The 24,713-nt window shown below is 72.5% G+C and carries 19 protein-coding genes; 12 read left to right on the plus strand and 7 right to left on the minus strand.

What is annotated here, in order from left to right; all coding sequences use genetic code 11:
- Positions 1 to 97: 97 nt before the first annotated feature.
- The 4 genes from ACZ5PB_RS00955 (at position 98) to ACZ5PB_RS00970 (ending at position 5,460) form a co-directional block, all read left to right on the plus strand.
- On the plus strand, positions 98 to 2,038 hold the full coding sequence (locus ACZ5PB_RS00955) for a M64 family metallopeptidase (protein ID WP_468686644.1): 1,941 nt from the start codon (positions 98 to 100) through the stop codon (positions 2,036 to 2,038).
- A 51-nt stretch (positions 2,039 to 2,089) separates the two neighbouring features.
- Entirely contained in the window at positions 2,090 to 3,385 is a 1,296-nt protein-coding gene (locus tag ACZ5PB_RS00960; protein ID WP_468686646.1) for a VWA domain-containing protein, read from the plus strand.
- Positions 3,385 to 4,212 carry a hypothetical protein gene (locus ACZ5PB_RS00965; protein ID WP_468686647.1) on the plus strand — a complete coding sequence of 276 codons (828 nt, stop codon included), beginning with the start codon at positions 3,385 to 3,387 and terminating at the stop codon, positions 4,210 to 4,212. Before ACZ5PB_RS00960 ends, ACZ5PB_RS00965 begins: the two co-directional genes overlap by 1 nt.
- Positions 4,213 to 4,380: 168 nt before the next feature.
- The gene (locus ACZ5PB_RS00970; protein ID WP_468686648.1) at positions 4,381 to 5,460 is read left to right on the plus strand and encodes a hypothetical protein; all 1,080 of its coding nucleotides are present in this window, start codon (positions 4,381 to 4,383) and stop codon (positions 5,458 to 5,460) included.
- Between the two features lie 69 nt (positions 5,461 to 5,529).
- Here the strand turns inward: ACZ5PB_RS00970 and ACZ5PB_RS00975 are convergent, their stop codons facing one another.
- The 3 genes from ACZ5PB_RS00975 to ACZ5PB_RS00985 all read right to left on the minus strand — a co-directional run bounded on the left by ACZ5PB_RS00975 (position 5,530) and on the right by ACZ5PB_RS00985 (position 7,634).
- Positions 5,530 to 6,354, minus strand: a complete 825-nt coding sequence (locus ACZ5PB_RS00975; protein ID WP_468686649.1) for an SAM-dependent methyltransferase — start codon at positions 6,352 to 6,354, stop codon at positions 5,530 to 5,532.
- Between the two features lie 95 nt (positions 6,355 to 6,449).
- Positions 6,450 to 6,665 carry a DUF397 domain-containing protein gene (locus ACZ5PB_RS00980; RefSeq protein WP_468688213.1) on the minus strand — a complete coding sequence of 72 codons (216 nt, stop codon included), beginning with the start codon at positions 6,663 to 6,665 and terminating at the stop codon, positions 6,450 to 6,452.
- Between the two features lie 108 nt (positions 6,666 to 6,773).
- Positions 6,774 to 7,634: a helix-turn-helix domain-containing protein gene (locus tag ACZ5PB_RS00985; RefSeq protein WP_468686651.1), complete on the minus strand. Its 861-nt coding sequence runs from the start codon at positions 7,632 to 7,634 to the stop codon at positions 6,774 to 6,776.
- Positions 7,635 to 7,873: 239 nt separating this feature from the next.
- On the opposite strand from ACZ5PB_RS00985, the gene ACZ5PB_RS00990 reads away from it, so the two are divergent.
- From ACZ5PB_RS00990 to ACZ5PB_RS01020, 7 genes are all read left to right on the plus strand, one after another.
- Complete coding sequence (locus ACZ5PB_RS00990) at positions 7,874 to 8,347, plus strand: ATP-binding protein (RefSeq protein ID WP_468688214.1); 474 nt, start codon at positions 7,874 to 7,876, stop codon at positions 8,345 to 8,347.
- Positions 8,344 to 8,814, plus strand: a complete 471-nt coding sequence (locus tag ACZ5PB_RS00995) for a hypothetical protein (protein WP_468686653.1) — start codon at positions 8,344 to 8,346, stop codon at positions 8,812 to 8,814. The genes ACZ5PB_RS00990 and ACZ5PB_RS00995 overlap by 4 nt, the downstream gene beginning before the upstream one ends.
- A 59-nt stretch (positions 8,815 to 8,873) precedes the next feature.
- Positions 8,874 to 12,581, plus strand: a complete 3,708-nt coding sequence (locus tag ACZ5PB_RS01000) for a DUF4132 domain-containing protein (protein ID WP_468686655.1) — start codon at positions 8,874 to 8,876, stop codon at positions 12,579 to 12,581.
- A complete protein-coding gene (locus ACZ5PB_RS01005) occupies positions 12,578 to 13,705 on the plus strand; it encodes an ATP-binding protein (RefSeq protein WP_468686656.1) in 1,128 nt (375 codons plus the stop codon). The genes ACZ5PB_RS01000 and ACZ5PB_RS01005 overlap by 4 nt, the downstream gene beginning before the upstream one ends.
- Complete coding sequence (locus ACZ5PB_RS01010) at positions 13,702 to 16,074, plus strand: DUF5682 family protein (RefSeq protein ID WP_468686657.1); 2,373 nt, start codon at positions 13,702 to 13,704, stop codon at positions 16,072 to 16,074. Before ACZ5PB_RS01005 ends, ACZ5PB_RS01010 begins: the two co-directional genes overlap by 4 nt.
- Positions 16,071 to 17,246, plus strand: a complete 1,176-nt coding sequence (locus ACZ5PB_RS01015) for a VWA domain-containing protein (protein WP_468686659.1) — start codon at positions 16,071 to 16,073, stop codon at positions 17,244 to 17,246. Before ACZ5PB_RS01010 ends, ACZ5PB_RS01015 begins: the two co-directional genes overlap by 4 nt.
- 725 nt (positions 17,247 to 17,971) lie before the next feature.
- Positions 17,972 to 19,792, plus strand: coding sequence for a hypothetical protein (locus tag ACZ5PB_RS01020; RefSeq protein ID WP_468686660.1), 1,821 nt, complete (start codon positions 17,972 to 17,974; stop codon positions 19,790 to 19,792).
- Here ACZ5PB_RS01020 and ACZ5PB_RS01025 read toward each other — a convergent pair.
- The 4 genes from ACZ5PB_RS01025 to ACZ5PB_RS01040 all read right to left on the minus strand — a co-directional run bounded on the left by ACZ5PB_RS01025 (position 19,778) and on the right by ACZ5PB_RS01040 (position 23,340).
- Positions 19,778 to 20,272, minus strand: coding sequence for a thioesterase family protein (locus ACZ5PB_RS01025; RefSeq protein ID WP_468688215.1), 495 nt, complete (start codon positions 20,270 to 20,272; stop codon positions 19,778 to 19,780). The two genes, ACZ5PB_RS01020 and ACZ5PB_RS01025, sit on opposite strands and share 15 nt — an antisense overlap.
- Before the next feature lie 86 nt (positions 20,273 to 20,358).
- Positions 20,359 to 21,351: a 3-hydroxyacyl-CoA dehydrogenase NAD-binding domain-containing protein gene (locus tag ACZ5PB_RS01030; RefSeq protein WP_468686661.1), complete on the minus strand. Its 993-nt coding sequence runs from the start codon at positions 21,349 to 21,351 to the stop codon at positions 20,359 to 20,361.
- A gap of 97 nt (positions 21,352 to 21,448) precedes the next feature.
- Positions 21,449 to 22,342, minus strand: coding sequence for a beta-keto acid cleavage family enzyme (locus tag ACZ5PB_RS01035; protein WP_468686662.1), 894 nt, complete (start codon positions 22,340 to 22,342; stop codon positions 21,449 to 21,451).
- A 38-nt stretch (positions 22,343 to 22,380) separates the two neighbouring features.
- Positions 22,381 to 23,340 carry a TetR/AcrR family transcriptional regulator gene (locus ACZ5PB_RS01040; protein WP_468686663.1) on the minus strand — a complete coding sequence of 320 codons (960 nt, stop codon included), beginning with the start codon at positions 23,338 to 23,340 and terminating at the stop codon, positions 22,381 to 22,383.
- Between the two features lie 210 nt (positions 23,341 to 23,550).
- On the opposite strand from ACZ5PB_RS01040, the gene ACZ5PB_RS01045 reads away from it, so the two are divergent.
- On the plus strand, positions 23,551 to 24,657 hold the full coding sequence (locus ACZ5PB_RS01045; RefSeq protein ID WP_468686664.1) for a GDSL-type esterase/lipase family protein: 1,107 nt from the start codon (positions 23,551 to 23,553) through the stop codon (positions 24,655 to 24,657).
- Positions 24,658 to 24,713 lie beyond the last annotated feature (56 nt).

The following is a 24,713-nucleotide window of genomic DNA, read 5'->3' on the forward strand; positions in this document are numbered from 1 at the left end:
GACGGTGAATTTTCCGCCGCCCATGCACACCTGAGCCACATCTTGCGCAACTAGGGCCTCTTTACGCCCAGTTGAGGCCGGTCGTACGCTCCCGCCCATGCGACTCATGCGATCCTCGCGCACCAAGAAGAGATCCGCACTCCTGGCCGTGGCAGGCGCACTCCTCGCCGCTGCCCTCACCCCGCCCGCCGTGGCCGTGCCTGCCGACCCATCGGCCCCTGCGGCCCCTTCGGCTCCTTCAGCTCCTGCAGCCGCCACCGTCGTCCCCGTCCAGACGACCGGCCCCACCGACAAGCGCTTCAACCTCGTCGTCCTCGGTGACGGGTACACCGCCGCCGAGATACCCAAGTTCCGGGCCGATGTCGAGAAGCACATGAACGTGCTGTGGAGCATCGAGCCGTTCGCCTCCTACCGTTCCTACATCAATGTCTGGGCGGTCGAGCTGCCGTCCCCCGAGTCGGGCGTCGACTGCGATCCGGGGCTCTCCGACGCCCGCCGCGACACCCCCCTCGACATGGCCTTCTGGGGCGGTTGCAACGCGGCCAGCGTGCAGCGGCTGCTCACCGTCGACACGAAGAAGGCGACCGCGGCCGCCGATCTCGTACCGGGTACGAAGAGCGCCAACCGGCAGATCGTCGCCCTCGCCAACAGCAAGACGTACGGCGGCGCGGGCGGCTCCTGGGCCACCGCGTCCGGCGGCAACGCCCTCTCCACCCTCATCACCCCGCACGAGATAGGCCACTCGCTGGGCAAGCTGGACGACGAGTACGACTACTACGGGCGCGGCGTCCCCGGCGGTACGTACACCGGCGGCGAGCCCGCCTCCACCCACCACACCCTGCTCACCGAGGCCGAGATGCGCGCCAAACAGCAGAAGTGGTGGCGCTGGCTCGGCGAGGAGAGCCTGTCGGGCGGCCGGATCGGCCGCTTCGAGGGCGGGATGTACTCCACCAAGGGCGTCTGGCGGCCGAGCAAGCACTCCATGATGAAGACCCTCGGCTACGACTTCGACCAGATCGAGCGCGAGGTGATGACCCAGGCCATCTCCCAGAAGGTCAACCTCGTCCAGGACCACACCCCCAACACCGCCCCGCTCGGCACCGACCGCACGGTGTGGGTGGACACCCTGCACCCGGTGGGCGGCGCGCTCGACGTGGTGTGGCGGCTGGACGGCAAGGCCGTTCCCGCGACGTTCGGCAGCCGCAGCCTGGAGCTGCGCCGCCTGGGCATCGGGAAGGGCACGCACACGCTGACCGCGACGGTGAGCGATCCGACGCCGTTCGTACGGGACCCGAAGGTGCGGGCGTCGGCGGCGCTGACCCGTACCGTCAGCTGGACCGTCGACCGTGGCGTCACCGCTCAACACACCGCAGAGGCAGCAGACTTCACCGGCCACACGGCCACGGAGAAGCCGGTCGGCGCCGAGTCCGTCGTGTACGCGGACACCTCGCACCCCTCCTCCACGGGCCGCTCCCCCGCCGTCCGCTGGACCCTGAACGGGCTGCCGGTCACCACCTCCCTCGGCAACGACCGCGACCTCGATCTGGGCAAACTGCCGCTGCCCGGCGGCCGCACGTACGCCCTCAAGGCCCGGATCGCGGGCACGGACCGGACGCTGACCTGGACGGTCGATGCCACGACCGCCTCCGCGTCGTACGAGCTGTCGAAGCCGGTGCGGACCGTCCGGAAGCCCGGGAAGCCCGTCGAGTACGTCTACGACGGGCCCTTCACGATGAAGCTGAGCGCGAAGGACGACCAGCAGGGTTCGGTGGTCTCGCAGTTCCGGGTCAACGGGGACGGCTGGTACACCTACTACGGCTGGCCGACGGACGCCGACAAGCCGTGGCTGTTCACCCCGTCGGGCACGAACGTCGACGACCTCGTCTACGGCAAGCTCGGCACGCCGCGCGTGGTGCCGTGGGACGACGCGACGCCCGAGTACAAGACGCACACGGTCGAGTACCGGACGGTCGACGCGGCGGGGAACGTGGGACCCGCGAAGAAGTTCCTGGTCACGCTGACACCGCCTCAGGGATAGCAGCTGCCCCTCGTTTTGTGCATGGCTGATGATCTTCCATAGGATCCGGCGATGATCACACGGAAACGACTGGCGGCCGGAGCGTGCGGCGCACTGCTCGCCGCTCTGGCCGCCGGGCTGCTCCCGTCGCCGGCACTCGCCGACGACGGTCCTGCCACCGGCGAGGGCGCCCCCAAGGAATCCCCCAAGGTCGAGCTGGTCCTCGATGTCAGCGGCTCGATGCGGGCGCGGGACATCGACGGGCAGTCCCGGATGGCCGCGGCGAAGCAGGCCTTCAACGAGGTCCTGGACGCCACGCCCGAGGAAGTACGGCTCGGCATAAGGACGTTGGGCGCGAACTACGCGGGCAACGACAAGAAGCTCGGCTGCGAGGACACCCGGCAGCTCTACCCGGTCGGCAAGCTGAACCGGGTGGAGGCGAAGACCGCGGTCGCCACGCTCGCCCCCACCGGGTTCACCCCGGTCGGGCCCGCGCTGCTCGGCGCGGCGAAGGACCTGGAGGGCGGGGACGCGACCCGCCGGATCGTGCTGATCACGGACGGCGAGGACACCTGCGGGCCGCTCGACCCGTGCGTGGTGGCGCGCGAGATCGCCGCCAAGGGCACCCATCTGGTGATCGACACCCTCGGTCTGGTGCCGAACGCGAAGATCCGCCAGCAGCTGACGTGCATCGCCGAGGCGACGGGCGGCACCTACACCGCCGTACAGCACAAGGACCAGCTCTCCAAGCGGGTCAAACAGCTGGTGGACCGGGCGGCCGACCCGGTCGTCACGCCGATCGCCACCAAGGGCGGCGCTGCCTGTGCGGCCGCGCCCAAGCTGGGTGCCGGTCTCTACACCGACCGCGAGAAGTTCGGCGAGCACCGCTGGTACCAGGTCGAGGTGAAGCCCGGCCAGGAGCTGCGCGCCTCGGTGAGCATCGGCGCCGACCGCGCCGTGAACAACGACTACGGCGTGCTGGTACGGGCCTCCACGAAGGCCGGGCGCGAGATCGTGCGCGGGCAGGAGTCCGGGGACGGACGCACCGACGTGATCTCGTCCGGGCTGCGCTACCCGAAGGCGGAGGTGGCCGCCGCGCAGGGTCAGGACGAGGCTCCGGCGGAGACGGTGTGTCTCCAGGTGAGCAGTTCGTTCTCGGCGCCGGCCGGTGTGAAGACCGAGCCGGGCATGCCGGTGGAGCTCTCGATCGATCTGGTGGACGCGCCGAAGAAGGCCGCCGATGTGGCGTCGTTCGGGCTCGGGCACGGCTGGTGGCTGCTGGGCGTACTGGCGCTGGTCGGCCTGCTCGCGGGTCTGGTCTTCGGCTGGGTCTCGCGCTGGCGCGTTGCGGTCTGGAGGACCAACTGATGCGTACGACACGTGTGTTGACGGGTGTGCTGCTGGCGGCTGCCGCCGTTTTCGGTACGGCTCCGGGTGCGGTGGCGGACGAGTCGCCCTCCCCGTCGCCCGGTGCGACCGACGGCGCCGAGGCCGCTCCGACGGAGGCCGGGACGAACTTCCGTACCGCCACCGCCGTGAAGTCCGGGCAGCTCGCCACGGCGGGTGCCTCGACGGGTGACTACCTGTACTGGGTGTTCCCGGCGGACGCCGGACAGGACGCCACCGTCACGGCCAAGGTGGTGCTGCCGGAGTCCGCGCAGCGGCACGCGGCGCAGACCTGGCGGCTCGATGTGTACGACGGGCTGCGCCGCCGCCAGCCGTGCACCTACGGTTCGTCGTCGGCGACCGCGGCGAAGGAGGCGGCGGACGTTGCCCTGACCTGCCACCTTCGTACGGTACGGAGCTGGGCCGAGCAGTCGTCCAACGATCCGCTGCCGGGCTCCTACTACGTACGGCTGACGGTGTCCTCGCTGGCCGACGACGACCTGGGCCTGCCGGTGAAGGCCGAGGTGCGGGCCGCCGTGGTCGGCGCCGGTGGGTCGAAGGCGGTCGACGGGTCGCTGACGGCGCCGCTGGTGCCGGGGGCCACGACCCCGGAGAAGGAGGACGCGCAGAACCCGCCCAGGCAGGCTTCGGCGGCTGCCGCTCCCGAGGGCGGCTGGGCATCCGGGAACTGGTCGGACCGGTGGATCTGGACCGCGGGCGGTGCGGTGCTGGCCGCGCTGGCGGGCCTTGCCGGGTACTCGATGACGCGGGGGTCGGGCCGGCCTTCGCACGTGCCGCCGGGGGTCTGAGCGGGTCCGGGCGCCGGCTGTGCGCGAGGGGCGCCGGTCCGCAGGGTGTCTGCCTGCGGACCGGCGCCCCTCGGCGTACGTACGTCCGCCGTGCCCGGCCACTTGAGCGCGCGCCGAGCCACCTCTAACCTCGCTGCGCAGGGTCAGTGACGGCAGAGAGGCACCGACATGGCCGGGGCACTGTCCGACGAGGAGATACGCGCGGCGGTCGAGGGGTTGCTCAAGCCGGGAACTCCCGCCCACGCACCGCGCATCGAGGAGATGCACCGGAGCCGGTGCGAGGTGACCCGGCTGACCGAGACCCGCGAGGCCAAGGAGCGCCGGGAGCACGGTCCGCTCCCCGAGCGGCTGGCGAAACTTGAGGTGTACGACGACCTGGACGCCGTGGAACTGCCGCCGCCGCGTGGTGTGGACGACACCCTGGCCAAGGACCTGCTGCTGCGCGACAGCGCGAAGAACGTCCCCTGTGCGTGCGGTGACGGCCGGGTGCCGTGTCCGGCTCCGGACTGCGAGAAGGGCCGGGTGGACTGCCCCGCGAGCGTCAAGTGCGCGGAGTGCCAGGGGACGACGAGCGCCTGCGACTACTGCGGCGGCGAGAACGCCGGCAGCGACTGGATCCCGCCGAAGCTCACGCCGGACGAGCGCCGGTCACGCACACGGGTCAAGTGCCGGCGGTGCCACACGCCTCAAGCCGCTTGCAGAACCTGCGCGGGAGACGGAAGAACCCAGTGCGGGGACTGCAAGGGGGATGGTTTCGTACCGTGCCGGAAGTGTGACGCCGATGGCACTGTCACCTGCAAGAAGTGCGGTGGCAAGGCCAGCAATTCCTTCTGGACGGAGGGGAGGATCCGTCGCGTCACGTCGGATCCGCAGATCACCGAGCGCCCGCGCGAATACCCGCCGGGGTCCGCCCGGAAGAGGGTCAAGACTCTCGGCAACTGGTCGTCCTTGGTGCTGGAGGACCCCGACGAGCCGTTCGGCGACATGCTGGACGAGAGCCACCGCCACGACCTCGACCGGTCCCGGGCCAAGGGACCGGAGCTCCTGCGGAACGTACGCTTCGAGCAGCTTCCGGTGTACCGGGTGACGTACGTCCAGGCGCCGAGGACGGAGTACTACGTCTTTCCCACCAGGGACGGCGTCCATGCGGTGGCCGTCATGGCCGAGCACCTGCGGAAGCTGTACTTCTGGGCCGCCCTGATGACGGGGATGCTGGCGCTCGCCGTGTTGGTGCTGGTGCTGCGGTAGCCGTCCCTGGGGGCGGCCACCACCAGCCGGACCGGACTGGATCGGACCGTATCGATCCGATCCGATCCGTCAGATCTTGCGGGCGACGCCCACCCAGCCCGGGATCGGCTCGTCACCGGCGACCGGGACGGGCTCGCCCAGCTCGGGGTGCCACTCGGCGGCCAGCGAGACGCCGGGCTCGACGAGCTCGTAACCGTCGAAGAAGCGGGTGACCTCTTCGCGGGAGCGGGGCTGGAGGGTGAGGCCGCGGGCCTTGTACATGGCGGCGGCCTTGGCGGCGCCCTCCGGGTCGAAGTCGCGGGCGACGTGCGAGAGCACCAGGTAACTGCCGCTCGCCAGCCGGTCCATGAGCCTGCGGACGATCTCGTAAGCACCGTCCTCGTCGCCGACGAAGTGCAGCAGCGCGACGAGGGAGAGCGCGATGGGCCGGTCGAAGTCGAGGACCTTGCCCGCGCGTTCGAGGATCTCCTCGGGGCGGCGGGCGTCCGCCTGGATGTACTCGGTGGCGCCCTCGGGGGTGCTGCGCAGCAGGGCTTCGGCGTGGGCGAGCACGATGGGGTCGTTGTCGCAGTAGACGATGCGCGCGTCGGGGGCGGCGGCCTGGGCGATCTGGTGGAGGTTGGGCTCGGTGGGGATGCCGGTGCCGATGTCGAGGAACTGGCGTATGCCGTTCTCGGCGAGCCAGCGGGTGGCCCGGTGCATCACGGCGCGGTTGACGCGGGCCATGTCGCGGCCCCGGGAGTCCAGGAGGAGGAGCTGCTTGGCCATTTCCTCGTCGACCGGGTAGTTGTCCTTGCCGCCGAGGAACCAGTCGTACATCCGGGCCGGGTGCGGCTTGCTGGTGTCGATCTCGACGGAAGCGGAGCTGCCGGTGGTGCGGTCCTGCCCGGTCATTTGAATCTCCTGGGGGTCAAGTGCGCTAAGAACAGGGGGAGGTGAGCCATCAAGTCAGTCATCGGATCAGGCAGGTCTGGTCAGGTCAGGTCAGGTCAGGTCAGGAGGAAGTCTGCCTTGCCGGACTTCGCTCCCTGGATGAAAGCCGCGATCTCGCCGGGGGTGTAGATGAGGGCGGGGCCTTCGGGGTCGGCGGACTGGCGGACCGCGATGCGGCCGTCGGCCAGCTTCATGGTCTCCACGCAGTTGCCGCCGTTGCCGCCGCTCCACGGCTTCGACCAGCCGTCGGTGGGGAGGTCGCCGGCGGGCATGCCGTTGTAGATGCGGTGGCCGGGGCGCCGGTCGGCCCGCCGGTCGCTGCGGCGGTCACCTGCTCGGTCGACGTGGCGGCCGTCGCGGGGTATGCGGGACATTCGGCTTCAGAGCTCCTTGCGGAAATCCGCGAGGATCTCCTTGGTGCGTGGTGCGGTGGCGGCCTGCGCTGCCATGCGGTCCATGACTTCGAGGTGGGTGGCCACTTCGAGGCGCGCGTCGAGGTAGACGGCTCCGGTCAGGTACTCGCTGTAGACCATGTCGGGAAGTTCGGGGACCGCGAACCGGAAGAGGACGAACGGGCCGTACGTGCCCGGGTGCGGTCCGGCGGAGAATTCCGCCAGTTGGAGCGTGACGTTGGGCATCTCGGCGACGTCGAGAAGCCGGTCGAGCTGGGCGCGCATCACATCGGGTCCGCCGGCCGGGCGGCGCAGCGCCGTCTCGTCCATCAGTGCCCACAGGGTGGGGGCGTCGGGTCCGGTGAGCAGTGCCTGGCGTTCCATGCGCAGCGCGACGTGCCGTTCCACGTCCTCGGGGCGGGTCTGGCCGATGGCTCCGGTGCGCATGACCGCACGCGCGTAGTCCTCGGTCTGCAGGAGTCCCGGCACGAAGTGCGGGTCGTACGACCTGACCAGGGACGCGGCGCCCTCCAGGCTCACGTACATGCTGAACCAGTCGGGCAGGATCGAGTGGAAGCGCTGCCACCAGCCGGGCCGGTTGGCCTCCTGGGTCAGCTCGACGAAGGCGTCGCAGTCGGCGTCGCTGCTGCCGTACGCCTTCAGCAGCACCTGTACGTAGGGGATCTTGAGGGTGACTTCGGCGGTCTCCATCCGACGGACGGTGGCCGGGGCGACGTGCAGCACCTTCGCGGCCTCGTCACGGGTGAGTCCGGCGCGCTCGCGCAGGTCCTGGAGCCGCTTCCCGAGCACGACCTGACCGACGGTCGGGGCGGACCTCGGTTCACTCATGAATGTCCTCCCCGTAACTCACCGTCACCGATTGCCGGTTGATCTCACGTGCTGTTGCGATGCAGTGTGCCACGCGTTCCTGATCTCCGAAACGACACTCTGAAAATTTCAGAGTGCCCCTTGCCAAGTGGAGAGGGCAGAGGGAGAGTTGTGGCGTGAACTGGTTCACGCGGCTGCCGCGCACCGCATCGGGGGAGGCGGTGCGCGGGAGCCGCTCCCCCACTGGTGAGGATGCGGTCGTGGTACCTGGCTCCACGCTCTTTCCCCAGGTCATGGGCCCTCTTCAGGGAGCCCATGTCCGAAGGTTCGGATTTGCGCTGCCCGCATGTCCGGAGTCGGTTGCGCGCGCACGGCATCTGACGACGGACCGGCTGGCGTACTGGGGACTCTTCGGGGACGTCGGCGACACCGCCGCGCTCGTCGTGTCCGAGCTGGTGACCAACGCGGTGATCCACACGGGGAGCGAGCGGGTCCGGTGCGAGCTCTCCGACGGGGACGGCCGGTTGCGCATATCCGTACAGGACGAAGGGGTCGGCGCCGACGGCCCCACGCTGCGGAGCAAGGCCGCCTCCGATTCCGCCGGGGAGCACGGTCGCGGGCTGTTCCTGGTCGACGCGATGTGCGACACCTGGGGTTCGCAGGAGTACGGCGAGGACTGCGGCCGTACGGTGTGGGCCGAGCTGTCCCACAGTGGTACCAGTGGTACGCGATGAGCCATCGTCTCGCCGACCGGCTGACCCGGATGCGCCGTCACAGCTCCGGCGGTCCCGGTTCCTCCTCCGGTTCTTCCTCGTCCTCCTCGTCCGCCTCCTCCTCGGCTTCCACGCCCCGGCTGGTGCTGCCGCCCGGCCAGGACCACACCCCGCTCGGCTGTGACGCGGTGGGGCTCCCCGCCCGGCACGGGCAGCGGTTGCTGAGGCAACTGGCGCGACCGGGCTGCGTGTTCGCCGACGCGGACCGCTGGTGGTGGATCGTTCCTTCGGGCTCGGACCTCGGGCTGCCGTGGCCGGAGCCCGCGGAGTACGCGGCGGGGGCGTACGTGGGGTCCTCGCGGCTGCGGCTGATCCACGCCCCGGAGGGCCCGGCTCCGTACACCCCGCCCATCCCCCTCTATCTGATGGTGTGCCGGCTGGCGGGGACCGCCCCGGTGTGGGCGGGCGGACTTCCCGCCAGTCGCTGACCTGCGGTTCCGCCTGCTGGGCGGGGCGTTGTCAGTGGTGCTCGTTACTGTGTTCGTACTTGATCGGAGAGCGGCCGACGGCCGTGATGTACGGGCACGATGGGGTGGGCACTGTGGGGCGCTGGGAGTACGTCGAGGGCGGTTCGGCCAAGTTCTGGGAGGCCGGTGCGGAGGGGACCGCACTGACCGTGCGATACGGGCGGATCGGCACGGACGGCCGTACGCAGGTGAAGGAACACCCCTCCGAGCGGGCCGCGGCCGTCGCGCTCGCGAAGGCGGTGGCGGAGAAGGAACGCAAGGGGTACGTCGCGGTCGGCTCGGCCGCTGACGCTCCGTCCTCTCCGTCCTCTGCGCCTCCCGTATCCCCTGCGGCGCCTCGGTCCGCTCCTGCGGCGGTCGGCGTCGAGGCGCCCGTGGTGATCCCCGACGAGGAGACCTTCGTGCTTCCGGCGTCGTGGCGGCGGGTGCTGCACACCCGGCGCGGGGGCATCACGCGCAGGCCGACGCCCGCGTCCCCGACGGCGGTCGCGGAATTCGACGCGGTCCTCGCGGAGCACCGTTCGATGATCGAATCGTGCATGGCCGAAAAGGACAGCGATCCCGGGCTGGTCGAGGCGGCTCGGCGGCACCTGGCCGGCAGCCCGGACCCGGTCGGTGCCGCGGCGGTGCTGGCGATGATCCCCCGGACCCCCGAGCGCGAGTGGATCGACGCCCTGGTCGAACGGCACGGGCTGCCCTTCGCGGCCCGGACGGTCATCGAGTACCTGGACACGCAGCTGCACTACGACTACTTCCAGTCCCGCCGCCGGCAGCAACGAATCACCGTCCTGGCCGAGGGGAACGGCATCTCCACCGCGTACGCCCGGCGCCCGGCCGTCGACCGGGTGCGGGCGCTGCTCGCCGCCACCGACGACGCGACGTACGAGCGGACCGTCGCGGCGGTCGGGGCGGAACTGGGCACGGGGCGGCGGCGCATCGTGGCCGCGTACCTGCTGCCGACCCAGACCGAGTGGGTGGACGCGTGCTGCGCGGACCCGGGGCCGGACGGCGAGCAGGGCGGTGCGGTGCGGGCGCTGCTGATGTGTTCGCTCGGCTCGGCCGACCAGTTGGAGACACTCGGCGGGACCTCGTGGCTGGGCTGGACCGGCTGGTCGGTGAGCACGATCGCCACCCTGGCCGAGGGGATCGGCACGGCGGCGGCGCGTCCGCTCATGGAGCAGGTGGCCCAGGCGGGCGGGAACCTGGACGAGTCGCGGCTGCTGGCGAAGGCGCTGACGGAGTTTCCCACCGACGAGGCGTTCACGGCCCTGCTCGCTCAGGTGGAGGAGAAGTGGGCCGGCCCGGCTCTCCAGGAGGCGGTGGGCCGGTGGCCGGTGCGGGCACTGCGGCTGCTGGCTGCGACGGCCGCACGGGGCGGGTCCACGCGGGCACAGGTCGCGAGCCGACTGCTGCGCGGTCATGTGTACGGGCACCGGGCGCTGGTGGAGGCGGTGCTGCCGTCGTTGCCCGAGGCAGTCGCGGAGCTGGTCCGCCCGCTGGCCGACGCGTCCGGGCAGCTGCCGGACGCCCCGGCCGACGGGCTTCCAGAGGTGCTGGTCTCCCCGCCGTGGCTGCGTCCTGGCGGGACCGGGGCGAGACCCCGTGCGGTGACCGGGCTGACGGTGACGGCGGAGGCGGCCGTGGTGTGGGCGCCCGGTGAGCGGGAGCAGTGGGCCAACACCCGTTCCTGGTACCAGAACGCCTGGTACGGGAGCCAGGTGGCGGGGTTCTCCGCGGAGAAGGTGCGCAAGGAGCTGACGGAGGCGTCGACGCCGTCCGCGGTGCTGTTCGTGATGCGTGCCGAGGAGGAGGTGCGGCCGTTCCTCGACACCTGGGAACCCAGTGACCTGTGGGACGGCGAGGACCTGCTGAAGCCGGTGGCCGGACGGTTCGGGGTGGACGCCCTGGGCCTGCTGCTGCGAGTGGTCAAGCGCCGTCCTGCCATGCACGGGATGCTGCTGATGCCGTACGTCGACGTACGGGTGGCCCGGTTGATGGCGGACTGGCTGACCCGGCTCAAGTCGGTTTCCCCGCTGGCCCGTTCGTGGTTCGCGCGGCACGCCGTGGCGGCGGCCGGGCTGCTGGTGCCGGACGCGGTGGGCGTGGCGGGTGCGGAGCGGCGGGCGGGCGAGCGGGCGCTGCGGTTGATCGCGGCCCAGCAGGGTGCCGAGGTGGTGTCGGCGGCGGCTGCCGGGTACGGGGCGGAGGCTGCCGAGGCCGTGGACGTACTGCTGCACGCGGATCCGTTGCGTACCGCGCTGCCGGCGAAGATGCCGGTGGTCGGGGCGTGGGCGGAGCCGGGGGTGCTGCCGCAGCTCGCGGTGCGCGGCGGGAAGGCGGCGCTGCCGGTCGAGTCGGCGCGGCACGTGGTGACGATGCTGGCGCTGTCGAAGCCGGAGGAGCCGTACCCGGGTCTGGCTGCCGTGCGGGAGGTGTGTGATCCGGCGGCGCTGGCCGAGTTCGGGTGGGCGCTGTTCGAGGAGTGGCGGCTTGCCGGGCTGCCGCCCAAGGAGAGCTGGGCGCTGCACGCGCTGGGGGCGGTCGGTGACGACGAGACGGTGCGGCGGCTGACTCCGATCCTGCGGGTCTGGCCCGGGGCGGGGGCGCACCACCGTGCGGTGGAGGGCCTGGAGGTGCTGGCCGCGATCGGTTCCGACGTGGCGCTGCTGCATCTGCACGGAATCGCCCAGCGGGTGAAGTTCAAGGCGCTCAAGGCGAAGGCGCAGGAGAAGATCGCGCAGGTCGCGGAGGGGCTCGGGCTGACCGGGGAGCAGCTCTCGGACCGGCTGGTGCCGGACTTCGGGCTCGACGCGGACGGTTCGACGGTCGTGGACTACGGCACGCGCCGCTTCACCGTCGGCTTCGACGAGCAGCTGCGTCCGTACGTCCTGGACGGTGACGGCAAGCGGCTCAAGGACCTCCCGAAGCCGGGGGCCAGGGACGACGCGGAGCTGGCCCCGGCGGAGCGCAAGCGGTTCATGGCGCTGAAGAAGGACGTGCGGACGATCGCGTCCGACCAGGTGCGGCGGCTGGAGTCGGCGATGGTCGCGGGCCGGTCGTGGTCGGCGGAGGAGTTCCGGGAACTGTTTGTCCGGCATCCGCTGATGTGGCACCTGGTGCGCAGGCTGGTGTGGGTGTGCGAGCCCGAGCAGGGGGCGGGTACGGCGTTCCGGGTGGCGGAGGACCGTACGCTCGCGGACGTCGAGGAGGAGGTGTTCGTGCTCCCCGAGGACGCTTCGGTGCGGCTGGCGCATCCGCTGACGCTGGGCGAGGAGGCGGTGTCGGCCTGGTCGGAGGTGTTCGCCGACTACGAGATCCTGCAGCCCTTCGCCCAGTTGGGGCGTGCGGTGCACCGGCTGACCCCGGCGGAGGCCGAGGGCAGCAGTCTCGCCCGGTTCGAGGGGTTGAAGGTGCCGACCACCAAGATGCTCGGGCTGACCAAGCGGGGCTGGGACCGTGGGGTGCCGCAGGACGCCGGGGTGGAGTGCTGGATCAGCAAGAAGCTCGGCGAGAACCTCTATGCGGTGATCGACCTCGACGGTGGCATCGCGGTCGGCGCGATCGACGTGATCCCGGAGCAGGGGCTTGAGCGGGTCGTCGTCGCCGACCGTCCCGATGCGTACTGGTCGCACAGGGACAGTGGGCTGCGGTTCGGCGACCTCGACCCGGTCGCGGCGTCCGAGGTGCTCGCCGACCTGACGGACCTCACGGAAGGGGCCGTGCGATGAGCGGGAGCAACGGTCACGGCCCGGGCGGGGACGTCCGGTTGCAGCGTCCGCCCGCCGAGGTGCGGTACGCGGACGAGCTGGCCGCGCTGCGGGCGGCGGACACCGACCACCGGCCGCCGGGCTGGGAGTTGAGCCTGCGGGCGGCCAGACGGTTCGTGGTCGGGGACGCCGGGGCGGGCGTCAGCCGGAAGTTCGTCGGCAATCCGTCGCTGGTGGACCGGGCGCTGGTGACCCTCGCCACCAGCCGTGGGCTGATGCTGGTGGGCGAGCCGGGCACGGCGAAGTCGCTGCTGTCGGAGCTGATCGCGGCGGCCGTCAGCGGTACGTCGACGCTGACCGTGCAGGGCGGTGCGGCCACCACCGAGGACCAGATCAAATACGGGTGGAACTACGCCCTGCTGGTGTCGGAGGGCCCCTCGAAGCGGTCGCTGGTCCCGGCGCCGATGCTGCGCGGTATGGCGGAGGGCCGGATCGTCCGGTTCGAGGAGATCACCCGGTGTCCCCTGGAGGTGCAGGACTCGCTGCTCTCGCTGCTGTCCGAGCGGGTGGTGGCGATTCCGGAGCTGGACGGGCCCGAGGGGATGGTGTTCGCCCGGCAGGGGTTCAACGTCATCGCGACGGCGAACACCCGGGACCGGGGCGTCAACGAGATGAGCGCGGCCCTCAAGCGCCGGTTCAACTTCGAGACGGTCTTCCCGATCCCCGACCTCGACACGGAACTCGCGCTGGTGGAGGCGGAGGCCGGGGCACTGCTCGCCCGGTCGGGGGTGGCGGTGGCACCGGACAGGGACGTCCTGGAGGTGCTGGTCGGGACGTTCCGGGAGCTGCGGTCCGGCGGCGGAGCGGGACAGAGCGGTTCGGGTTCGGGTTCGGACCGGCTGTCGGCGGTGATGAGCACCGCCGAGGCGGTGTCCGTCGCGCACGCGGTCGGGGTACGGGGGTGGTTCCTGCGGGGCGAGGCGGGCAGTGCCGCCGATGTGGTGGCCTGTCTGGCGGGCACCGCCGCGAAGGACAGCCCGGAGGACCTGGCCCGGCTGCGCCGCTTCCTGGAGCAGCGGGTGGTCCGGCGGCGCGGTCCGCAGTGGCAGGCCCTGCACGACGCACGTCATCTGCTGGACGGGTGAACGCGGTGGGGAGCGGCGCGGTGAGGTTCGTGGGGGTGCGGCACCACTCCCCCGCCTGTGCGCGACTGGTCGCGGAGACGGTCGCCGCGCTGCGGCCCGCGTACGTGCTGGTGGAGGGTCCGGCCGACCTGAACGGCCGGCTGGACGAGCTGCTGCTCGGCCACGACCTGCCGGTGGCCGTGTTCAGCCACTACCGGGACGGGGAGCGGGCGGCCACCTCGTGGACCCCGCTGTGCGAGTACTCCCCGGAGTGGGTGGCTCTGACGGCGGGGCGGGCGGCCGGGGCCGAGGTCCGGTTCATCGACCTGCCCGCCTGGCACCCGGCGTTCGCGGAGCGCACGAACCGCTACGCGGATGCGGAGGCCCGGTACGCGGAGGCCACGGACCGGCTGCGCGAGCGGTTCGCGGTGGACTCGGTGGACGCCCTGTGGGACCGGCTGTTCGAGGTGGAACCGGCGGCCGGACTCGCGGAACGCCTCGACGCGTACTTCGAGCTGGTGCGCGGCGAGGCCGAGGCGGACTCCGGCGACCGGGCGCGCGAGGAGTACATGGCGTCGTGGGTGCGGGCCGCGGTGCGGGCTGCCGGGGAGCGGCCGGTGCTGGTGGTGACGGGCGGTTTCCACACGCCCGCGCTGCGGAGGCTGGCCGGGGAAGGGGTGGCGGAGGCGCGCCGGAGGAAGGCGCGCTGGCCCGGGGTTCCGGCTCCTGCGGAGGGGGCGTTGTCCGGGAGCTACCTGGTGCCGTACTCCTTCCGGCAGCTGGACGCCTTCGCCGGGTACCAGTCGGGGATGCCGTCGCCCGGCTACTACCAGCGGGTGTGGGAGGACGGGGTGGAGGCCGCCGCCGAGGGGCTGACGCGTACCGTCGTCGCGCGGCTGCGGGGCCGCAAGCACCCGGTGTCCACGGCGGATCTGATCGCCGCCCGCACCCTGACACAGGGGCTGACCGCGCTGCGCGGGCACCCCGCCCCGGCCAGGACCGACGTACTGGACGGGCTGGCCGGTGCGTTGATCGCGGACGATCTGGACCGGCCGCTGCCGTGGACCGGACGCGGGGAACTCGCCGTCGGGTCGCACCCGGTGGTCGTCGAGATGGTTGCCGCGTGCAGCGGGGACCGGACGGGAAAGCTGCATCCGGACACTCCGGCGCCGCCCCTGGTGCACGAGGTGGCGGCGGCGCTGGCCGGGCTGGGGATCAGGGCCGACGAGCCGGTGTCGCTGGATCTCGGGTCGGCGCGGGACCTGGAGCGGAGCCGGTTGCTGCACCGGTTGCGGGTGCTCGGGGTGCCCGGGCACGGGCGGGTTGCCGGCCCGGCGCACGGGGCGGATCCGGTGTTCACCGAACGGTGGGAGCCCCGGGACGGTACGGGGCGGGACGCGGCGCTGGTCGAGGCGGGGGCGTACGGTGCCCGGCTCGACGAGGCGTCGGCCACCGCGCTCACCGAGCGGGCTCGGGAGTCCGGCCCGGACGGGCTGGCGGGCGCGCTGTTCGACGCGGTGCTGTGCGGGGTCGGCTCGGTGTCCGCCCGGCTGTTGTCCGAACTGGCCGACTGTGTGAGCGAGTTGAAGGAACCCGGCCCGCTCGGCGAGGTCCTGTCGACGGCGCTCGGGCTGTGGCGGCACGACCGGGTGTACGGGGTGGCGCGCGGCCCGCTGCTGGGATCGGTGGTCGACGGTGCGGCGGTCCGGCTGCTGTGGTTGCTCGAAGGGCTGCGTGGGGCGCCGGGGGTGGACTTCGGCCGGTTGCGCGCGGTGGTGGCACTGCGCGATGCCTGCGTGCACGCGGCGGAGCTGCTCGGGGTGCCGACCGGGGCGGTGGCGGCTGCGGCCCGGCGGATCTCCCTCGACCCGGAGGCTCCGGTGGATCTGCGGGGCGCGGGTTTCGCACTCCACCGGGAGCTGCGGGACCAGGACCGGGACGGGGAACGGAGCCCGGAACCGGCGGAAGCGGTACGGGACTTCACCATTGGCGGCGGGTTGCTCGGGGACTGGCTGGCGGGGCTGTTCGCCGTGGCGCGCGACGAGGTGGCCCGGGGCGGTGGGGACGGGGACGGGGATGGAGATGGGGACGGATCGCTGGTCCACGTACTGGACTCGATCGTGGAGGCGATGTCGGACGAGGAGTTCCTGGTGGCGCTGCCCTCGCTCCGGCAGGCGTTCGCGTTCTTCCCGCCGCGCGAGCGCGAGCGGATCGCACGGCGGCTGATGGCGCGGCGGGGTGTGCGCGGGTCCGCCAGGACGCTGTTGCGGACGGTCGCCGATCCGCTGGTGACGGCGCGCGGCCGGGTGTTGGAGGAGTCGGTGGACGCACTGCTCGGGCGGTACGGGCTGGCCGGCGGGGAGCACGAGAGCGGGAAGGTGACCGCATGAGCGGCGGGACGGGCGGGGGTCCGGTCGATGCCGGGCTGGAGCGGTGGCGGTTGATCCTGGGCGAGCCGGCGGAGCGCTGCACGGGGGCGTTGAGCGGCCAGGGGGCGGCGCGGGACGCGGCGTTGGAGTGGCTGTACGGACGTGATCCCGAGCGGGCACGGCGCGGGGTACGGGGTTCCGGGGGTGCAGGATCGGACGCCGGCGGCGAGCGGCACGGCGGGAGCGGCCCTTCGGCGGTGACGGCCGTCGACTGGATCGACGAGGTGCACCGGCTGTTCCCGAAGGAGACCGTGGAGCGGCTGGAGCGCGATGCCGTCGAGCGGTACGGCATCCAGGAGATCGTCACCGATCCGGCGGTCCTGGAGCGGATCGAGCCCAGTGCGACGCTGCTCAAGGCGGTCCTGCGCACGAAGCACCTGATGAACCCGGAGGTGCTGCGGCTCGCCCGGCGCATCGTGGAGCAGGTCGTGCGGCAGTTGATGGAGCGGCTGAAGCCGGAGGTGCGGCAGGCGTTCTCCGGGACCAGGTCGCGCCGCCCCAGCAGCCACCGGATCGCCCGGAACTTCGACTTCCGCAAGACGCTGCGGGCCAATCTGGCGCACTACCGCCCCGACGAGAAGCGGCTGCTGATCGAGAAGCCGCACTTCCACTCCCGTACCCGCCGTCATCTGGAGCAGTGGCAACTGGTGCTGCTGGTCGACCAGTCCGGGTCAATGGCGAGTTCGGTGATCCATTCGGCGGTGACCGCGGCCTGTCTCTGGGGGCTGCCGGGGCTCAAGACCCATCTGGTCGCCTTCGACTCGTCCGTCGTCGACCTGACGAGCGAGGTCACCGACCCGGTCGAGCTGTTGATGCGGGTACAGCTGGGCGGCGGCACCGACATCGCCCGTGCCGTGGACTACGGCGCGGGGCTGATCGACAACCCGCGCCGCTGCGTCTTCGCCGTGATCAGCGACTTCTACGAGGGCGGCGATCCGTACCGGCTGGTGCGGACGGTGCGCGGGCTGGTCGAACAGGGCACGACCGTGCTGGGTCTCGCCGCGCTCGACGAGGCGGCGGATCCCGCGTACGACCGTGAGCTGGGGCAGCGGCTCGCGGACGTGGGTGCGCACATGGGGGCGATGACGCCGGGGCAGCTGGCCGCGTTCGTCGCGGAAAGGCTGGGCGGATGACCACGGTCCGGGCGGATCTGCTCGCGCTCACTCCCGACACCCTGGCCTCGCTCGCCAACCGGGGGCTGGTGAAGCGCGCCACGAAGGACTGGGAGGCGGGCTCCGGCCCCGAGATCTCCGCGACGGCGGACGGCCTGGTGCGGGCCGTGTTCGGGGACGGCACACAGACCGAACTCCCGCCGGGCGCAGGCCTCGACCCCGGCCGCTGCTCGTGCGCGGCACCGGGGATCTGCCGCCATCTGGTGGGGCTGGTGCTGGCGTATCAGCGGAGTGCGGGGGCCGCTGACGCGGCCGGGGCGGCTGGTGGTGCGGCTGACGGTGGTGAGGCTGGTGGCGCGGACGGTGGTGCGGCTACCGGTGCGACGGCTGGCGCTGTGCCTGGGGTCGCAACTACCGGTGCCGGGGCTGGCACTGCGACCGGGGTCGCGGGTACCGGTGCTGCCGTTACCGGTGCTGCGGCCACCGGTGCCACGTCTAGTGCTGCGGCTGGTCTCGCGGCCACCGGTACCACGGCTCACGCTTCGGCTGGCGTCGTGGCTGCCGGTGCCGGGGCCGCAGTTACCGGTGCTACGGCTGGTCTCGCCGCCACCGGTGCCACGGCTGGCGCTACGGCTTCCGGTGCCACGGCTAGTGCTGCGGCAGGCGCTGCGGCTGGTGTCGCGGCTACCGGCGCCGCGGCTGGCACTGCGGCTGGGCTCGCCGCCACCGGTTCCGCGGTCGATGCCGTGCCTGGCGCCGGTCCCGTCGCTCCGGGAGTGGCGCCCGGTGCCGTCTGGTCGCCCGGGGGGTTCGGCGACGAGGCGTTGGTGACGGCGGTCGGGGCTCGCTCGATGGCGGCTGCTCGGCGGACGTTCGTGCGCGGGTACGCGGCCCAGGTGCACCGGGGCGGGGCGGACGGTACGGCGCCCTGGGTGGAACTGCCCACCTGTACCGTCCGGTTCCCGGTGCCGGGCGAGATCGGGTATGCCCTGACGGATGCCACGGCCACCCTGCGGGGCGAGATGCTGGCGCTCGCGGTGTGGGCGTTCCGGGCCGCGGATGCGGATGCGGATCCTGATGCCGACGGCGGCACCGCCGCTCCCGCTCCCGCCCGCGTCCACGTCGGCGGCACCGGCCGTCCCCGGCCCACCGCCACCTCGACCACCGCCCTGGACAGGGCGCTCGACGCGGTGGGGGACCTCCTCCTCGACGGTGTCGCGCATTCCGGTCCGCTGCTGGGCGGCACCCTGCGCCAGGCCGGCAAGCGGCTGTCGGCGGCCTCGTTGCACTGGCCCGCCGGAGTGGTCGAGGCACTCGCCGGGCAGTTGGCGGCGTACCACGCCCGTAGTGCCGCGTACCGGGCCGAGGACTTCGCCGCCCTCGCCGGGGAGTTGTACGCGAGACGTCGCGCCGCCCTCGCGGACCCCGACGCGCGGGCCGACGTACTGGGCGTGCGGGAGGCCGGGGAGACCCCGCTGCGGCGGGTGCGGCTCACCTCGCTGGGTTGCCGGGTGAGCGCGGCCGGCGGCGCCGACGGGGACGGTACGGGCACGGCGGCCGAGGTGTTCTTCGCGCACCCCGACGCGGGTCTGGTGCTGGTGCTGCGCAAGGACTGGCCCCGGCCGGCCGACAAGCACACCGGTCTCCCCCTCGACGAGCTGCTCGGCGGGGCCGAGCTGGCCGCCCGGCGGGTGGCCGGGACGACGTTGCGGGCGCTCGCCTCGGGCAGCCTGGTCAGCGAGTCCGCCCGGCGGACGGCGAGCCGTGCGCTGTCGCTGGCGCGCAGCCGGGTCTCCACCACCACCGTCGTCCCCGCGGGTTCGTCCTGGGCGGACCTGCCCGCTTCCCTGCTCGTACGGGATCTCGCCGCGTACTCGGCGGCCAGGGACGGGCAGCCGCCCCGGCTGATCCGGCCGCGCGTCGAGGCGGAGAGCGTACGGGTGGTGGAACTGTCGCGGATCGGCCCGGCGTCGTACGACCCGGCCGAGCAGCGGCTGGAGGTGGAGGTGTACGACGCCGTGGGTACGGCTGCGCTGGTCTCGGCGGTGTACAACCCGCTCTGCCCCGGCGCGCTGGACGTCCTGGCCGGGGCGCTCCGGGAGGGCGGTCCCGTCCGGTACGTGAGTGGGGTGCTGTCCCGTTCCCGGGGGCGCGTCCACATCGACCCGCTGGCCGTACTGACCCCGGACGGGGCGGTGACCGTCCCCGACCTGACCCCGGCCGCCACGTCAACCCTCGTGTCGCGCCCGGGAGTTGAAGGGCACTCCGCCGACCCGATCGGTGCGGCGCTGGACGACGCGCTCGGCGCGCTCGCCGAGGCCGCGCACCACGGGCTGCGCAACCCGCCGCCCTCGGTGCGGGCCCGGCTGGAGGACGTGGCGGCCTGGCTGGCCCGGTGCGGTCTCGACCGGGCGGCCGGGCTCGTACGCGACCTCCTGACGGCGCTCCCGCTCGGCACCGAAGCCGCCCGCGCCGCCTGGACGGAAGCGCAGATCCGGCTCTCGGTGAGCGCCGAACTCCACCAGGAGTCGGGGCCGGGAGCAGCGCCGGGATCAGGAACGGGGTGAGGGCACCTGGACGATCGAGCGGCCCGCCCACACCGGGGCTTCCTCGGTGAGGGAGACCAGCCGTTCGCGGACGGCATCGGGGAACGGGGTGGCCCGGCCCGCCGCCTGGTCGACGTGGAGGGCGAGGAGTTCGGTGGTGGCCACCGGCTCGGCGTCGGCCGGGAGAGTCGCGGGGGACTCGTCATCGGCGGCGTCGACGACGAAGAGCTCGTGGGCGAAGCGGAGCTTCTTCGCGTCCGCGCCCAGCACCCGGGTGCGGACCGCGAGCCTGGCGCCCTCGGGCACGTCATTGAGGTACCTGATGTGCGCCTCGACCGTGTAGAGGGAGCAGCCGGTGCTCTCGCGGTAGCCCGCGTGGAGTCCGGTCTCGATCATCATGGTGTCGGTGGCGTACCCGAAGACGAGGACGTAGAAGGCCTCGCTCATATGGCCGTTGTAGTCGATCCACTCGGGCCGGACCGTGTGGTGGACGAGCGGCAGGTGCGCGAAGGTGCCGACCGGTTCGGTGCCGACCGGTTCGGTGGCAGCCGCTTCGGTGGTGTTCGGGTCGGTGGTGTTCGGGTCGCTCACTTGGCCTCTCCCCCGGTGCGCTGGTGCGGGAGGCGGCCGGTCGCGCGCAGTACGTCGATGACGCCCTGGTCGCGTTCGGCGACGAGGTCCGCGATGGTGCGGCCGTCCGCCGCGTCGTCGCATCCCGCGACCACGTCGTCGTACAGCTTCTTGTCGAGTTCCGGCGCTTCGAGCCGGGTCCACGGGGACTTCAGGGAGGGGCCGAAGTGGTCGAGCATGTGGGCCATGCCGCCCTCGCCGCCCGCGAGCGCGAAGGTGAGCATCGGGCCCATGAACGCCCAGCGCAGACCGGGGCCCTCGGTGATGGAGTCGTCGATCTCCCGGACGGTGGCCTCGCCGTTGGCGACCATGTGCAGGGCCTCGCGCCACAGGGCTTCCTGGAGGCGGTTGGCGATGAAGCCGGGGACCTCGCGGTCCATGGTGATGACCGACTTGCCCGCGACCTCGTAGAAGCGCGACGCCCAGGCGACGGCCTCCGGGGTGGTCCGCTCGCCGCCGACGACCTCGACGAGCGGGATCAGGTACGGCGGGTTGAACGGGTGGCCGACGACGAGCCGGCCGGGGTCGGCGGCCTCGGTCTGCATGTCCGTCATCGGGTAGCCGGAGGTGGAGGACGCGATCACGACCCCGGCGGGCGCGGCGGCGTCGAGCTGGGCGAGCAGGTCGCGCTTGAGCTCCAACTTCTCGGGCGCGCTCTCCTGCACGAACTGGGCGTCTGCGACAGCTTCTTCGAGAGTCGCGGTGACGGTGAGCCGGTCCGGGGAAGCGCCGTCCGCCGGCCCGAGCTGTACGAGTGCGGGCCAGGCGGCGTCGACGAGGCGGCGCAGCTTCTGCTCGGCGTCGGGGGCCGGGTCCCAGGCGGTGACGTCGTAGCCACGGGCCAGGTAGTGGGCGACCCAGCCGCCGCCGATGACACCGGCGCCGACACAGGCGACCCGGCGTACGTCCTCGGGGGCGCACGGGGCGGCGGGCACGGGGGCAGAACTCATGGTGGGGGAACTCCTCGCGGATGAGGGCGTGGGGGTGTGGGGGTATCGGGGCCTGGGGGAACAGGTGCGAGTGAAGGGCGAGGCGGCGGCGGGGCGTTCAGCCGCGCGGCTTGAGGCCCAGCTTCTGGCGGGCCTCGTCCGGGGTGGCGACGCGCGAGCCGAGCGACTCGGTGAGGGTCACGGCGCGCTCGACGAGCTGGGCGTTGGTGACCTTGTTGCCCTTGCCGAGGTAGAGGTTGTCCTCCAGGCCGACGCGGACGTGGCCGCCGAGCAGGATGGACTGGGCGGCCCACGGCATCTGCATCCGGCCGAGCGCGAAGCTGGCGAACTGGGCGCCCTCGGGCAGCATGTTGACCATCGCCTGGAGTACGCCCGGGTCTGCCGGGGCGCCCCACGGGATGCCCATGCACAGCTGGAAGACGGTCGGGTCGTCGAGCAGGCCCTCGGCGAGGAGCTGCTTGGCGAACCACAGCTGCCCGGTGTCGAAGATCTCCAACTCGGGCCGTACGCCCAGCTCCTGGATGCGCTTGGCACCGGCCCGCAGCATGTCGGGGGTGGAGATGTAGAGGTTGTCGCCGAAGTTCAGCGAGCCGCAGTCCAGGGTGCAGATGTCGGGGAGCAGCTCCTCGACGTGCGGCAGCCGGTCCAGGCCGCCGACGAGGTCGGTGCCGGGCAGCGGAAAGTCCTTGAGCGGCTGGTCGGGGTCGATGACCAGGTCGCCGCCCATGCCCGCGGTGAGGTTGATGACGACGTCGGTGCCGGTCTCCTTGATCCGCTCGACGACCTCGCGGTAGAGGCGCGGGTCGCGCGACGGGTCGCCGGTCTCGGGGTCGCGCACATGGATGTGCACGACGGCCGCCCCCGCGTCGGCCGCCTCGACGGCCGACCTGGCTATCTGCTCGGGGGTGACGGGGACGTGCGGGCTCTTGCGGACGGTGTCCCCGGCGCCGGTGAGGGCGCAGGTGATGATGACGTCCTGGTTCACGGACATACGGAATCTCCTTGTGGTAGTGCTTGATTGACGGTCCGTCAGTTGCCGCTACTGGTGAGCGTGGCGTCCACGTACGCGAGCAGCGCTTCGTGCATGTCCTGCGCGCTGGTGCCGCCGTCCGGTCCGGTTCCGGCGGGGGTGGAGGCGAGCACCTGGCTGGCGAGGCCGTCGATGAGGGCGGTCAGCCGGAGTGCGGCGGCCTCGGGGTCGGTGCCGGTCCTGAAGGCGCCCTGCGCGACTCCGCGCCGTACGACGTCGGCGACGGTGTCCCGCCACTGCCGGTAGTACTCGACGTGCAGCCGGCCCACGGCGGTGGAGCGGGCCGCCTCGGCCCACAGGTCGAGCCAGACGTGCCACTGGCGGCGCTGCTGCTCGCTGTAGGGGGTCTGGAGCTCGATGAGCTGGCGCAGTTCGTCGGCGGCGTCCCGCGCCTCGGCGGTACGGGCGGCCCGGCGCGCGGTGTCCTCGTCCATGCACCAGCGGACGGCCGCTTCGAGCAGGTCGTCGCGGCCGGGGAAGTGGTAGTGGATGGCGGCGGTGCTGGTGGCGCAGGCCTCGGCGATGTCGGCGACCCGTACCGCGTGGAAGCCGCGCTCGGCGATCAGGCGGACGGTCTCGCGGACGATCTGGAGGGGCCGGCCGCCGTCCGGGGCCGTGATGGCCGCCGCGCCCCGGGTACGGCGTACCGCTGCGGCGGCCGCCGGGCGGGGAGCCTGCGAGCCGAGCAGCCAGCCCGCGTCCGCACCGGCCGTATCGGCGATCCTGGCCAGTTCGGCGGCGGTGAAGCGACGGGTGCCGCCGAGCGAGCGGGACAGCTTGGAGGGGTCCATCACGACCCGCCGTGCGAACTCGCGCTGGCTGACCCCGGCCGCCGCGATGACCTCCCGCACCCGGGCGGCCACGGCGGACGCGGGCTCGGGGGCGGACTCGGGCGCGGACTCGGTGCCGGACTCGGTGCCGGGCTCGGGATCCAGGGGTCCCGCTGCTTCGTGCTGCATGGTCGGCCACCGTACGCATGTGTTGAGCAAATCTCAACGCGCAGTCCGTCTGATCCCTGCATTGAGGTGCTGACTGACTCATCAGTCACGATCGCAACACCTGTGCCGTACGTCATGGCCGTGAGTTCCAGTCACAGCATCCGCAACGACTGGTTGGCCCCTCCCCGCGCCACGGAAGATGACGCGACCCCGACCCGAGGAGGGACCCACGTGTCAGCAGTGACCACCCCCGTGACCGTGCCGTGCGACCACCCCGCGCTCCGTTTCCGCGGCGCCGTCTCCGTGCAGCGCGCACCCGACGGCGGCTGGGTGTCGCCCTGGCGCGTGCCGTACGACGAAGCGCGGCTGCACCTGCCGGAGGGCGGCATCGGGCGAGCCGCCATGCCTGCCGGGGTGCGGCTGACGTTCCGTACCGACAGCCGCACCCTGACTTGCCACTACCAGGCCGACCCCGCACCACGCCTGAACGGCCCGCAGGAGCTCCCCCGGCTCGACGTGGTCTGCGACGGGCTGCCCACCGGGACGGTCGGCCTCACGGCGGACGGCGGCGATGCGCACTTCCGGGTGGCAAGGCTGCCGGGCGAGCCGGGACGCCCGGTCACGGTGGAGCTGTGGCTGCCGACGTACCACCAGTTCCGGCTGCGCTCGCTGGCGCTCGACGCGGGTTCCTCGCTCGCGCCCGACACGTCCCTCCAGCCACGCTGGGTGCATTACGGCAGTTCCATCTCGCAGGGGCGCGGCGCCGCGTCCCCGGTGCGCGCCTGGCATGCGCTCGTCGCCCGCCGGGCGGGGCTCGATCTGACGTCGCTGGCGCTGGGGGCCGCCTGCTGCCTGCAGCCGATGACCGCCCGGCTGATGCGGGACCTGCCCGCCGAGCTGCTGACGGCGTGCGTCGGGATCAACATCCAGGCGCTGGGCAGCCACAGTCCGGACGCCTTCCGCTCGGCGCTCGTCGGCTTCGTCCGTACGGTGCGCGAGCGGCACCCGGGCACTCCGTTCGTCCTGATGTCGACGATCCTCGCGCCGGACCGCGAGACGGTGCCAGGCCCGTCCGGACTGACGATCGAGGACTGCCGCAGACACACCGAGGCGGTCGTACGACTCCTGCGCACGCACGGGGACACGGCGCTGCACTACGTCGACGGGCTGGACGTGTTCGGACCGGGTGAGGCCGAACTGCTGCTGGAGCCACCGGAGTTGGACCGGCTGCATCCCGGACCGGCCGGGCATCCGGTGTTCGCGGAACGGTTCCTCGGGGCGCTGCGGCGGGAGTTGGGCGACGAACTGCCCAGCCTGTGTGTGCCAGTAACAGCATGATTCGGGATCTGGCTGCTCCCGGCGGGCACCGCGACGATCGAGCACGTGGGCGCGCC

Source organism: Streptomyces sp. NPDC032721 (assembly GCF_055579625.1).

Coding starts and splice junctions, on each gene's coding strand:
- ACZ5PB_RS00955 (WP_468686644.1), top strand. CDS start 98: ATGCGACTCATGCGATCCTCGCGCACCAAGAAGAGATCCGCACTCCTG.
- ACZ5PB_RS00960 (WP_468686646.1), top strand. CDS start 2,090: ATGATCACACGGAAACGACTGGCGGCCGGAGCGTGCGGCGCACTGCTC.
- ACZ5PB_RS00965 (WP_468686647.1), top strand. CDS start 3,385: ATGCGTACGACACGTGTGTTGACGGGTGTGCTGCTGGCGGCTGCCGCC.
- ACZ5PB_RS00970 (WP_468686648.1), top strand. CDS start 4,381: ATGGCCGGGGCACTGTCCGACGAGGAGATACGCGCGGCGGTCGAGGGG.
- ACZ5PB_RS00975 (WP_468686649.1), bottom strand. CDS start 6,354: ATGACCGGGCAGGACCGCACCACCGGCAGCTCCGCTTCCGTCGAGATC.
- ACZ5PB_RS00980 (WP_468688213.1), bottom strand. CDS start 6,665: ATGCCCGCCGGCGACCTCCCCACCGACGGCTGGTCGAAGCCGTGGAGC.
- ACZ5PB_RS00985 (WP_468686651.1), bottom strand. CDS start 7,634: ATGAGTGAACCGAGGTCCGCCCCGACCGTCGGTCAGGTCGTGCTCGGG.
- ACZ5PB_RS00995 (WP_468686653.1), top strand. CDS start 8,344: ATGAGCCATCGTCTCGCCGACCGGCTGACCCGGATGCGCCGTCACAGC.
- ACZ5PB_RS01005 (WP_468686656.1), top strand. CDS start 12,578: ATGAGCGGGAGCAACGGTCACGGCCCGGGCGGGGACGTCCGGTTGCAG.
- ACZ5PB_RS01015 (WP_468686659.1), top strand. CDS start 16,071: ATGAGCGGCGGGACGGGCGGGGGTCCGGTCGATGCCGGGCTGGAGCGG.
- ACZ5PB_RS01030 (WP_468686661.1), bottom strand. CDS start 21,351: ATGAGTTCTGCCCCCGTGCCCGCCGCCCCGTGCGCCCCCGAGGACGTA.
- ACZ5PB_RS01035 (WP_468686662.1), bottom strand. CDS start 22,342: ATGTCCGTGAACCAGGACGTCATCATCACCTGCGCCCTCACCGGCGCC.
- ACZ5PB_RS01040 (WP_468686663.1), bottom strand. CDS start 23,340: ATGCAGCACGAAGCAGCGGGACCCCTGGATCCCGAGCCCGGCACCGAG.